General features: G+C 53.9%; 9 protein-coding genes. 8 read left to right on the plus strand and 1 reads right to left on the minus strand.

Features of this window, described 5'->3' with window-relative positions; translation table 11 throughout:
* The 8 genes from AB7S84_RS13305 to AB7S84_RS13340 all read left to right on the plus strand — a co-directional run.
* On the plus strand, positions 1-403 hold a 403-nt coding region (locus AB7S84_RS13305; protein ID WP_428154975.1), incomplete at its 5' end, for an efflux RND transporter periplasmic adaptor subunit.
* Positions 390-1397 carry a patatin-like phospholipase family protein gene (locus AB7S84_RS13310; protein WP_011367009.1) on the plus strand — a complete coding sequence of 336 codons (1008 nt, stop codon included), beginning with the start codon at positions 390-392 and terminating at the stop codon, positions 1395-1397. The genes AB7S84_RS13305 and AB7S84_RS13310, both read left to right, overlap by 14 nt.
* Entirely contained in the window at positions 1387-1881 is a 495-nt protein-coding gene (locus tag AB7S84_RS13315; protein WP_011367010.1) for a hypothetical protein, read from the plus strand. The genes AB7S84_RS13310 and AB7S84_RS13315 overlap by 11 nt, the downstream gene beginning before the upstream one ends.
* Positions 1878-4952, plus strand: a complete 3075-nt coding sequence (locus tag AB7S84_RS13320; RefSeq protein ID WP_011367011.1) for an efflux RND transporter permease subunit — start codon at positions 1878-1880, stop codon at positions 4950-4952. The genes AB7S84_RS13315 and AB7S84_RS13320 overlap by 4 nt, the downstream gene beginning before the upstream one ends.
* Positions 4949-5977: a putative ABC transporter permease gene (locus AB7S84_RS13325; protein WP_011367012.1), complete on the plus strand. Its 1029-nt coding sequence runs from the start codon at positions 4949-4951 to the stop codon at positions 5975-5977. The genes AB7S84_RS13320 and AB7S84_RS13325 overlap by 4 nt, the downstream gene beginning before the upstream one ends.
* Entirely contained in the window at positions 5974-10485 is a 4512-nt protein-coding gene (locus AB7S84_RS13330) for an acyl-CoA dehydratase activase (RefSeq protein WP_428154979.1), read from the plus strand. Before AB7S84_RS13325 ends, AB7S84_RS13330 begins: the two co-directional genes overlap by 4 nt.
* Complete coding sequence (locus tag AB7S84_RS13335) at positions 10413-11000, plus strand: DUF2188 domain-containing protein (protein ID WP_081428179.1); 588 nt, start codon at positions 10413-10415, stop codon at positions 10998-11000. Before AB7S84_RS13330 ends, AB7S84_RS13335 begins: the two co-directional genes overlap by 73 nt.
* Positions 11001-11084: 84 nt before the next feature.
* Positions 11085-12254: a Fic family protein gene (locus AB7S84_RS13340; protein WP_428154982.1), complete on the plus strand. Its 1170-nt coding sequence runs from the start codon at positions 11085-11087 to the stop codon at positions 12252-12254.
* A 394-nt stretch (positions 12255-12648) separates the two neighbouring features.
* Here the strand turns inward: AB7S84_RS13340 and AB7S84_RS13345 are convergent.
* Positions 12649-12828, minus strand: a 180-nt coding sequence (locus AB7S84_RS13345; protein WP_428154985.1) for a hypothetical protein, incomplete at its 5' end; no start/stop codon positions are given.

Here is a 12828-nt window from a genome sequence, read left to right on the forward strand (position 1 = left end):
CCGAAAGACGCGTACTTTCCGCATGAGAATCGAGGTGCCGAATCCGTCCGGGAAGTTGGTGGACGGAATGTATGCCAGGGTGAAGCTTTCGGCAGAGAAAAGAAGGTCCCTTGCCGTTCCCCGTGAAACCTTGCAACGCCTCCCCGGCAGCGGCACCTATTACGTTTTTGTGGTGGAAGGAAATAAGGCCCATAAGCGAACGGTCGAAATTAGGGCCATGGATGACCAATTTGCCGAAGTGATGGGCGGCTTGGTTGAGAATGACAAAGTGGTCACCAGCGGAGCGGGACGTTTACAGTCAGGCATGGAGGTAAGCGTGCAAGATATTTTGAACAAGAATGGGACGGATAACTCTGGGGGACAACTTTTCAAGAAGAACGGCGGTGAACATGTCGGACGATAGCTCAGGTTTTCCGAAAAATATCGGCCTGGCTCTGGGTAGCGGCTCCGCACGGGGATGGTCTCATATCGGTGTATTGCAGGCACTAGCTGAGGCAGGAATAGAAATCAGGTACGTCGCCGGCACCAGCATTGGTTCGTTGGTAGGGGCCGCATGTGCCCTTGGCAAAATGGATGTGCTGGAAAATTTTGCCCGTCAGCTCGACTGGAAACAGATTGTTTCCTTCCTGGATGTAACTTTTCCGAGGTCGGGACTCATTGATGGAAAGAAGATCAGCGATTTCTTTCGTTCTCATGTTCGAGAAATGAACATTGAAGAATTACCTCTCCGCTATTGCGCGGTTGCCACCGACCTGGCCACGGGTCGTGAGGTCGTGTTGAACAAAGGGGACCTCATAGAGGCAATCCGCGCGAGCATCTCGGTTCCGGGCATTTTCACGCCGGTCAGGAAAAACGGCGGCTTTCTGGTGGATGGAGGGCTGGTCAACCCCGTGCCGGTGAGCGCTGTCAGGAAAATGGGAGCGGATTACGTCATCGCTGTTGATTTGAACCATGACATTATCGACAAAAGGAGTACCGCCGGCATCGCTCCGGTTGATTCATCGGTGGCAGGTATGGTTGTTCAGCCCCAGCCCGCAGAATGGAGAATCGCGCAGGATCTGACCAACAGGCTCAGCGAATTCGGTTCGCCCGCGTTATCGCAAGTGCGCCAGTGGCTGCAAAGGGACCCCGTGCCAAATATCTTTGATGTGTTGACGACTGCAATCAATATTATGGAAGTGCAGATCACCGCAACAAGATTGGCAACCGATCCGCCCGATCTGCTGATTCGGCCGAAGCTGGGGGATGTTCGTTTTCTCGAATTCCATCGGGCCGAGGAGGCCATTGCCGAGGGGTACCGAGAAGCCATGGTGCAGCTCAAAGAAAGATGGAAGTGTGCCGCCAAAAGAGATTTGCCAGGAGGTTTTTTACCGGGGAGGACGGAAGATGGGAATTAATATTTGTCAGTTACAAGAAAAACGCCTCGTTGATCGTCTGCGTTCTCTGAGGGTCAAAGGAGAAGTGATCGAGAAAAAAAGAATGGAATCATTCAGTGGACGGCCCGAAAGGAAGATTGTCGTTGTCAAGTTCAAGAACAGGATAATTGAAACAAACCTTGATGACGCAGAATTCGAACGGACTGAGATCGGGGAACGGATTTGGTTCTCTCCTCCGGTCCCTGATCGTGATCCGTGCACTTGCCATCTATTCGTCTGGCTGATTGTTGGAATCACATCTGGGGCACTGGCAATCTGGGCCATCACAACCCATTTTCCTGGAAAAACCGCCGCTATCCTTTCTCTTGTCGCAGCAGGTTGGATCAGCGTTATTGCCTGGGCCAGGATATGTTCGCACGAGCAAAGCAAATGCCTTCGGGACCTTAAGACGGAAGTCGACTTTTTTGAAGCTGACGGTGACGACAAGCAAGGGGAACAGAAATGAAATTACCGGAGATATCCGTCCGCAGGCCGGTCACGACCGTTATGGTTTTCGCTGCCATTACATTGCTGGGTTGCGTGGCTTTTTTCAGGCTCAACCTCGACTTGTTGCCGGATATTGAACCTCCGGCCGTGAGTGTCATCACACCCTATCCGGGGGCTTCCGCCACGGATGTTGAGTCGGAGGTGACCAAGTACCTGGAAGACCAGCTTTCCACCACACCGAATCTCGACCGGCTGGAGTCAAAGTCCAAAGACAACATCGCCATCGTCAATTGCATATTCAACTGGGGCACCGACCTGGATGTTGCGGTCAACGATATCCGGGAGAAGATCGATCTTGCCAAGCCGGACCTTGCCGATGGAGCGGAAGACCCCTTTATCTTCAAGTTCAGCAGTTCCATGGTGCCGGTGCTCATCATGACGGTGACGGCGGAAGAAAGCAGTCCCGATCTTTACAGAATTGTGGACAAGCAGATCGCCGATCCGTTGAAGCGTGTGCCCGGCGTGGGCGCTGTCGTCTATATCGGCGGTCAGGAAAGACAGATCAATGTGCATTTCGACCGCGAAGCAATAGATGCTTATCACATTTCCGTCCAGCAGATCAGAAATGTTCTCGCCGCTGAAAACCTGAACCTTCCGGTGGGCACCGTCAAGATCGGGAGGAATGAACTCCAGATCAGAGTGGCGGGGCGCTATCGGGATGCAGCGGAAATCGCAAATACGGTGATCGGAAGCAACGGCGACGCGCTTGTGCGGCTCAGAGACGTGGCCACGGTCACCGATGCCTTTGAGGAGCCGCAGGAGTGGGCGCGTTCCGGCAAGCTTCCTGCGATTGCCTTGATTATTCAGAAGCAGTCCGGGACCAACACCGTCAACGTGATCGAAGCCATAAAAGATCGCCTCAAGACACTGAAGACCGAAGTGCCGGCGGATATCGAAATCCACGGGATTCTGGATAACTCAGATCACATTTATGCGATGATCAATAGTTTGACCGAAGCCGCCGTCGTCGGAGGCCTTTTGGTCATTGTCGTCTGTTTCCTGTTTCTCCGGCGGTTTCGCACCAGCCTGGTCGTCTCAATGGCAATTCCTTTTTCGATTATCGTCGCCTTTATCGGCCTCTTCGTCATGGATTATACCATCAACGTCATTTCCATGATGAGTCTTGCCATTGCTGTGGGAATGGTGGTGGACGATGCCATCGTCGTACTTGAAAACATCGTGCGGCATGTGGACGATGGCAAGCCTCCGCAGTTGGCCGCCGTGGAGGGAACATCCGAAGTGGGTATGGCGGTAGCCGCGTCAACATTGACCATTGTAGCTGTCTTCGCCCCTCTTCTCTTAGTGAAAGGGATCGCCGGCATCATCTTTGGTCAGTTGGCGTTCATGATCTTGATTACGATTCTGGCCTCGCTTTTCATTTCATTGACGTTGACCCCCATGGCTGCTTCCCGTTTGCTCCGTTCACGGGATCAAAGAAAGCTCAATCCGGTATTTGTATGGAGCGAGCGTTTGCTGAATGGAATCGAAGCCGGTTATTCTCACGTCCTGGGATGGGGACTAAGGCACCGTAACATTTTGCTTTCACTTATAGTTATTGTATTTATCGGCAGTCTGGCACTGATTCCTTTGGTCGGTACGGAATTTTTCCCCGAAGTGGATTCGGGGGAAGTGGAGGTGGTCCTGGAGATGGCGCAGGGCACCCGAGTGGAGGTCACGGCCGGAACCACGGAAGAAATGCTCAACGCGGTGAACGCCATTCCGGAAATGGAAGCCTCCTATGCCCTGGCAGGTCAGACCAAGAAAGGATTTTTAACAGCCCTCGGTTTTGAAGAGGGAACCGGCATCGGTCGCATCGGAGGGCGTCTCATTGATAAAAAAGAACGGAGTCGCCATGCCAAGGAGGTCGCTTCGGAGCTTCGTGAGCAGGTCATAAAACTGCCGGGCGTTGAGAATTTTTCCGCCAGCGCCGTAAGCGTCATCCAAAAGGCGTTCCTGGGAGGCGGCCGGCCTATCAGCATCGATATTCTGGGCCATGATATCGAGACGACCGACAAAGCCGCCGCAAAGATCCAGCGCATCGTGGAAACCACACCCGGCGCAGTGGATGTCTCTGTCAGCAGAAAGAGACCACGGCCGGAAGTGCGGATTTGTCTTGACCGGGATAAGGCGGCATCCCTGGGATTGAATGTGGCGCTTGTCGCCGACGCATTGAGGACCAACTACTATGGATTCGATGATACGAAGTTCCGGGAGGCGGGTGACGACTTCGACATCGAGTTGCGACTGAAAAAAGACCAGCGGGAAACGATTCGTGAAATCGGGGAAACCCCCATCACCACCCTGACCGGTCAGACCATTAAGCTCCGGAACGTCGCGTCTGTTCGGGAAACCTTTGGGCCCGTGGAGATCGACCGGAAAAACAGGACCCGCGTCACAAAGGTTCAGGCGGGCGTCCAGGGCAGGGTTCTGGGGGATGTGGTACGGGATGTTCGAGAAAAGATGGCCTCTCTTGACCTGCCTCCCGGCGTTTCCATCGAATGGGGCGGGGAGGTGGAGGAACAGCGAAAAGCGTTCCGCGACCTGACCCTCCTTTTGATTCTGGGAATAGTCCTTGTCTACATGGTCATGGCAGGGGAGTTCGAGGATTTCGTTGATCCATTCATCATCATGTTTTCGGTTCCTTTCGCCTTCGCCGGAGTGATATGGGCCTTCGTTGCCACGGCCACTCCGCTCAACCTGATGAGCTTCATCGGGGTAATCATGCTCATGGGCATTGTTGTAAAGAACGCCATTGTGCTCGTGGATTATACCAAGCAACTGAGAGCAGGTGGGATGACGCTAAACGAAGCGGTGGTCACGGGCGGAAAAACACGCCTGAGGCCGGTGCTCATGACGAGTTTGACCACCATATTCGGCATGGTCCCATTAGCCCTTTCCAGAGGGGAAGGCTCTGAAATATGGAATGCACTGGGCATCACGGTCATTGGGGGACTGTCGGTCAGCGGCCTTGTGACATTGATTCTGGTGCCGCTAATGTATTCGCTGGTTCACCGGGGTAAAGCAAAATGACGGCCGATGTTGTAAACTTCTTCTTTTCTTTCTCCTTTTTTTCCATTCTTGGATGGATGCTGGAGGTCTCCTATCGTTCCGTGCGTGACAAGCGGTTCGTCAATCCCGGCCTCCTGAAGGGGCCGTATCTCATCCTTTACGGTGCCGGCGCAGTGATGCTTATGGCAGCGGTTTCATTGCTGCAGGAATCCAATTGGGGAACCAAGGCCTTCGCTTATTTCATAATCACAACCGGACTCGAATTCGGCTCCGGATTGGTTGCTCAATACTTTTTCCAGATCCGTCTGTGGGACTATTCGGACCAAAGATTTAATTACAGGGGGCACATCTGTCTAAAATTCTCCCTGTACTGGATACTGCTGGCCTTCGCTTTTGAATATGCCGTTTTGCCCCCCTATCAAAGCATGCTCGTCCTGCTTTCACCGGTCTTCAAGTGGATAGTGGCCGGAGCAACGATCTCAATCATGTCGATGGATTTCCTGGCGGTTGCAGCCGGGCGTTTCCTCCGCCTGACGCCGGAAGAGAAAACTCTGATGGAGGCGGAATTCGTCAACACGGCAAGGCCGCTTCTCGATCTGCCGGAGGTTGCAAAACTGGCGCAGTATAACCATCACAGGGGGAAAACCCGATTGGATCATGTGGAGGAGGTGGCCTGCCTGAGCTTTCGCTGGGGAAAAAGACTTTCCCTTGACACCCGGGCGATTATCCGGGGTGCGTTGCTGCACGATCTTTTCTACTATGACTGGCTGCATGACGGACCCAGGCTGCACGGTTTCCGGCACCATACTATCGCTCTTGAGAACGCCCGCAGCATCACCGGTCTTACCGAAAAAGAAGCGGATATTATTAAAAAACACATGTGGCCGCTTACTGTTATACCGCCGCGCCATATGGAATCGCTGGTGGTTTCTCTGGTGGATACCTTTTGCTCTGCAAGGGACTATCTGAGCATGAAGAAACAAGACAAACCCACAGAGGCGGCCTCCCGTTGCGTTCATCCGGAACCGGGAGATGAAAAAAGATGAAGAACCATGCAGAAAGTCTCTATTTTGCCGGGATCGATATCGGTTCAACTACAGCCAAGGCGGTTATCCTGGATAAAGAGGGTGGCATGGTATTTTTCCGCTACTGTCGTCATCAGGGCAAAACAGTGGAAACAACACGGCGTATTTTCAATGACGCCCTTGAGAAACTTGGCGACGTGGAGCTTGATTTGGCGGTTACCGGATCGGCGGGGATGGGTGCGGCCGAATTCTTCGGCCTGCCGTTCGTGCAGGAAGTGGTGGCCTCCGCGCACGTCATCGAAAAGTTTTTCCCCGAAGCCAGGACATTTATCGAAATCGGCGGAGAAGACTCCAAAATAATATTCTTTGACGGCAGTGGCCGCCCCGATATCCGGATGAACGGAAGTTGCGCCGGCGGGACCGGTGCTTTTATCGATCAAATGGCGGTTCTCCTGGGTGTTGATGTAGCGGAACTGAACGTTCTGGCCGGAAAAGCCACGAATATTTATCCGATTGCGTCGCGGTGCGGCGTTTTCGCCAAAACCGACATCCAGGCCCTGCTGAGCCGCCATGTATCCAGGGAAGATGTGGCGGCTTCCATATTTCATTCGGTCGCCCTTCAGGTGATAACCGCCTTGTCCCGTGGACGGGAGATGGAAAGAAAAATACTGATCGGAGGCGGGCCGCTGACATTTTATCCAATCCTGCGGAAAGCCTTTGCAAATCTGCTCGGCATTGAGCATCCGGATGACCTGGTACTTCCGGATCATCCGGAACTGCTTCCCGCCATGGGAGCGGCCATGGTGCGCAATGGCAAACCATGTCGGGGCCGGATCAGCAATTTTTTATCCATGTCCGAGAGAGGTGTCAGCCGTGCAACCAACAGCGGCACCAAAAGGCTGCCCCCCCTGTTTGCAAGCAATTACGAATTTGAAATATGGCAAAAAAGGCATGAGCGAAATTTGGTTCCCAGGATTGACCTGCCTGAGGCAAAAGGAAAAGATCTTTTTTTAGGTGTGGATTCGGGGTCAACCACCACCAAGATCGTCCTTGTCGATGAGAAAGGCAAACTGGTTCTGAGCTATTACGGCCCCAACAACGGCGATCCCATCCAGGCGGTAAAAAAGGGACTGGCTGAATTCAGAAAAAAGTTTGTTTCTGCCGGCTTTGCCCCGCGGATCACCAGAACGGCGGCCACCGGCTATGGTGAAAGTCTCATAAGAACCGCCTTCGGGTTGGACGACGGCCTGGTTGAGACCATGGCGCATTACCGGGCGGCGCGGCGCTTTGAGCCGGATGTATCCTTTATTCTGGATATCGGCGGGCAGGACATGAAGGCGATCTATATTCATGACAACGCCGTGGCTGAAATTCAGATCAATGAGGCCTGCTCATCGGGATGTGGTTCCTTTATTGAGACGTTTGCCCGTTCGCTGGGGTATAGTGTCCAGGAATTCGCAGAGATTGCATGCGATAGCGAATCACCTTTTGATCTGGGAACCCGCTGCACCATCTTCATGAACTCCAAAGTGAAGCAGGCCCTTCGGGAAGGGGCGACGGTCGGCGACATTTCGGCAGGTTTGGCGTATTCGGTTATCAAAAATGCTCTGTACAAAGTGCTGAAGCTGAAGGACGTCGATGTCCTGGGGGACAAAATCGTAGTTCAGGGCGGAACATTTCGAAATCCAGCCGTATTACGCGCCTTGGAGGTGCTTCTGAACAAGGAGGTTATGAGACCGGATATTTCCGAGCTGATGGGAGCCTACGGTGCGGCCCTGACAGCCCTTGCCAATCATCGTGCGCATGTTGTGGCGGCCGTTGCTCCGCAGCAAGAAGCGCTGAAAGGTCCGGATCGGCCGGGACGGGAGACCGACGACCTGGTTTTTGAGAAATTGGTGATGGGAAGTGGTTTTTCAAAAAAGGAAATCCGCTGCCGGGGATGTGAAAACCAGTGCAGGGTTTTGAAGCTGACTTTCAGCAACGGAAACCATTTTTATACAGGGAACCGATGCGAGCGGCGCTTCAGCAACAATCCGGATGCTCAACGCAAAGGAAGGAACCTGATTGATGATCAGATAAGGCTCCTGTTTGAGCGAAACACGGAACCCGAAGGCGAACCGATTTTCACCTACGGTATCCCCCGCTGCCTGAACATGTATGAAAACTTTCCCTTTTGGTGCGCCTTTTTGACCACATGCGGCTTCAGGGTGGTTCTCTCGTCCGAGTCCAATTTCCAATTATATGAAAAGGGGTCTTCCACTGTCATGTCGGAAAACATCTGTTTCCCCGCCAAACTTGCCCATGGGCATATTTTCGATCTTGCCGGGAAAGACATCGACAGGCTGTTCTATCCGACCGTCGTCTATGAGGAAGAAGAATACGCAGATGCCTTAAACAGTTATAATTGCCCGGTGGTTACCGGATATCCCGATCTATTGAAGAGTGCTGTCAATCCAGAGAAAAAATTCAAAATCCCCCTGGACAATCCATCTGTCAGCTTTAAGGATTTCGGTTTGCTGAAAGATCAGCTTTATCTGTTCTTCAGGCGGTTTGGAATCAATTACCGCACGATATCGGAAGGGGTTGAAAAGGGCGTCAAGGCGCAATCGAATTACAAGACGGAACTCAGGTCCATGGCGAAAACGCTGCTGGTCAGGTCGGAGGCCGAGAGACGGACAACCGTTGTCCTCTGCGGCCGACCCTACCATGCAGACCCGCTTGTCAACCACGGTGTTCCGGATGTATTGACGGAACTCGGCGTGGACGTCGTCAGTGAAACCGCGCTTCCCCTGAATGCAGATACCGTCGCTCTGGAAGATGTCAATGTCCTGACCCAGTGGAGCTATGCCAACAGGCTGTACGCAGCGGCAAGGTGGGTAACAAACACGGCGAATGCCCAAATGGTTCAGTTGACCTCTTTCGGCTGTGGGCCGGATGCGATTTCGGCCGATGAGGTCAAAGAAATTCTGCGCCATGGCGGGAAGATTCATACCTTGATCAAAATGGATGAAATCGTCAACGTGGGCGCCGTCAGGATCAGACTGCGCTCCATGCTGGAAGCGGTGAAGGAAAAGAACGGCAAAACGAGAGCCGTAGGGGGCGGCACAATGCAAACGGGCCGGGCGGTTGTGGGCAAGTCCGGAAAGAGAACCCTGATCGCCCCCTATTTTTCACCCTTCTATTCACCGCTGGTCCCGTCGGCTTTCAGGCCCTTCGGTCACCGGGTTGAAGTCCTTCCGCCCCAGGACAGGGAGTCGGTTGAATGGGGACTTAAAACCATCAACAACGATATGTGCTACCCCTCTGTCCTGGTAGCCGGCGACATTATCAAGGCATTTCAATCAGGCAGGTACGATCCTGAAAAAACCGCTGTCGTCATGACCCAAACCGGCGGTCAATGCCGGGCATCCTCTTACGTGTCGCTTATCAAAAAAGCACTGGCCGCCGCCGGCCTGGATGAGGTTCCGATAATCGCTATATCCAATGAGGAAATCAATGCACAACCGTGGTTTAAAATAGATAAAATGGGGCTGATAAAACGGATGGGCTTGGGAATTATTTTCGCCGATCCCCTGGCCAGGATGTATTTATCAACAATGGTCAGGGAAAAGGTGCCCGGGACATCCAAGAACCTGCATGAAAAATATCTCTTTGAAATGGAAACAGGTATCGAGAATGCAGATTATTATTATCTTCTCAATCTTCTGAAAAGGGCCGTGGCGGACTTCAACCGGGTTGAGATCAACGACAAGACTGTCCCAAGAGTCGGGATCGTTGGAGAAATCTTCGTTAAATATAACTTCTTCTCCAACGGAAATATCATCGACTGGCTGTCCGGCCAGGGGGTGGAAGTGGTTCTTCCTCCTATACAGAATTTTTTCGCCCAGCGCTTTATCAATGAGACCTACGACCAAAAGGCCTTTTTTAAACGTTCTTTGGCGGATCGTATCAAGTACAGGCTGCTGGAGATATACTCAAATTACCATGTCGGCCAAATCGAGCGGATTATGCAGGGATTTCGTTTTTACAGAAAGGCTCATGACTTAAGAAAACTGGCGGCGATAACCGGCGAGGTAGTCAGTTTGGCCAATCAGTTTGGCGAAGGATGGCTTCTTACGGCTGAAATGATCGCCATGCTCAATGAAGGAATCGACAACATCGTCTGTCTCCAGCCCTTCGGCTGCATTGCCAACCACATCACCGGGCGGGGCATGGAAAACAAACTCAGGGAGATGTTTCCTCATCTGAACCTACTTTCACTGGACATGGATGCAGGGGCAAGCGAGGTCAACATGATGAACCGCCTCCATTTTATGGTGACAGCCGCACGGGAAGAGGTGGACCGCGAGGTGGGAACACAGCCGGCGCAGAAGACCGCTCGAAGATTTGCCATTCCCGATGCATGGCCGCGCGAACTGGATTCTTTCAACGCCTACACGTCTTTGGAGGTCGAAAAATGGAGGGCCTGGGCGTCCAACCTGGGACTGTGGGAGAAGACGCGGCAGATGAAGCGCTGGGTCGGCATGTAACCTGCAGCATTGCTGAATTTGACGGTCAGAAGGCAGAGGGCATAACCCTCCGCTCGTCAAACGAGAAGCAGGATGCCGTCGATGCCGGGCGCAAGATCAGCCAGAATCAAGGCACCGAGTTCTACATCCACGGCAAGGATGGAAAGATCCAGAACGTGGAAAGCTCATCTTTTCCGAGATCACCTGGCTTTGCTCCACACGAGCGGCGGAGCTCCAGTCCCATTGGCAGACGGAGTACCCGGAGATCGATATCGCTTCAGCGAAAATCTGGCTCTTCGAGAGGGATAGCTACAGCCCCGAGACCTACTTTGTACTGCCAGTGCATTGCTGGCTTGAGAATTACTATCGCCCCATGCAGGGCCGTTTTGATGCGTTCCTTGAGCGGCATGGCCACAGCGACCAGGCCAAGGCTGTCGTCTATGCCGAACGGAACGAAATTGCCCTTTAGCAAATGCGTTGCGACGTCGAACGCTCGTCTGAGGAAATCGAAGTGGCCGTTCAGGAAATCCGCTTGATTTTTCCTTACCGGCCCTTTATTTTAGGATGTTCGGTTAAAATAAAATAAAGACGAATCTTATTTTAGGTTCGAGGCAGGCAGGATGAAACGAGAACTCCAAGGCAAATACGTGACCATATCGACGGTGGGTGAGAAGGCCCAGGCCTTCGTGCCCGCGCCGCTGCCGCCGCGTCCGCCCATCGACTGGACGCCGGAGCTGCGCAGCAAGTTCGACCAGGCGCTGCTGGCGCTCGGGCGGCTGGACAGCGTCTCGACCCTGCTGCCGGATACCTCGCTGTTCCTCTACATGTATGTTCGCAAGGAAGCGGTGCTCTCCTCCATGATCGAGGGGACGCAGTCGTCGCTGTCCGACCTGCTGCTGTTCGAGTTGGATCAGGAGCCGGGTGTGCCGCTGGATGACGTGCGGGAGGTCAGCAATTATGTCGCCGCCCTCGACCATGGTCTGCGCCTGCTGGGGGAAGGGCTGCCGCTGTCGCTGCGGCTGTTCCGCGAGATCCACGGCGTTCTGCTGACCAAAGGCCGTGGCAGCAACCAGACCCCGGGCGAGTTCCGGCGCAGCCAGAACTGGATCGGCGGCACCCGGCCCGGCAACGCAGCCTTTGTTCCACCACCGGCCGAAGAGGTACTGAAGTGCATGAGCAAGCTGGAACTCTTCCTGCATGACCAGCCGGAGCCAACCCCGGTGTTGCTCAAGGCGGCCCTGGCCCATGTGCAGTTCGAGACGATCCACCCGTTTCTGGACGGTAACGGCCGTCTCGGTCGTCTGCTGATTGCGCTGCTTTTGTGCGAGCAGAAGGTGCTGCGGGAGCCGATGCTCTACCTCAGCCTCTATTTCAAAACACATCGCCAGTACTACTACGAGCTGCTCAACAACGTGCGTATGACAGGTGACTGGGAAGCCTGGCTCGACTTCTTCTCCGAGGCGGTGATCGTCACCGCCACCCAGGCGGTGGAAACGGCCCAGCAGCTTCTCGACCTGTCGAACCAGGACCGCGACAAGATCAGTGGGCTCGGACGGGCGGCGGCATCCACCCTGCAGGTCCACCGGGCGCTGATGGAGCATCCCATCGCCACTTCGGGCTCGCTGGTGGAAAAGACCGGCATCACCCCGGCCACGGTCAACAAGGCGCTCGGTCACCTGGAACAGCTCGGCATCGTCAAGGAGTTGACCGCCCAGAAACGCAACCGCCTGTTCAGCTATGCGGGCTATATCGAGATCATGAGTCGCGGCACGGAACTGCCGGGCAGGTAGGTCAATTCGATTCGGTTATGGGAACCGAACCGGCGTCCGAAAACCGGATTCGAAGTTGTTGCGGCTCGACGCCAGGTATCCGTTTTTACTGCAAACCCGTCACCCTCGTCCGGTGCCGGGAAATCAGGGTAGAAAATCGTTTCTCTGGTCTGGTTGGCGGAAAATGGTTGTGTGAGATGACTTCGGCGCATATTATCAAGGCGTTACGAGGAGCGCGGGCTTTGAGACTGTTTTGCGGTAGGTCGGCGTTCCCTCCGATTTTGCCGGTCTGAGAGCTAACGCAAATCGGACTCACCTCGAAACCGCAAAAATTATTCACGCGGATTTCCCGCGTTTCCGACCTTCCGCCAAAGCCGCCTCTCGTCGAAACACCGAATTTTCAACGGGTTGAGCATCAAGAACGGTTCAAGACGAGTTCGAGAGATTTTTCGGTGGGGCAGAGAAAACGCAGGTCCAAAAGTGGCCCCGAAAAGGAAGCGGGGTTGAAACGGTACTTCCCGACCCCGGAGAGTGCCCATTCCGCCCAACGGCCCGAAACCCTTTGATACCAGGGGCTTTCCGGCAACCGAAAAAT

It is taken from the genome of Desulfococcus sp., assembly GCF_050178255.1.
GTDB classification, from domain to species: domain Bacteria; phylum Desulfobacterota; class Desulfobacteria; order Desulfobacterales; family Desulfococcaceae; genus Desulfococcus; species Desulfococcus multivorans.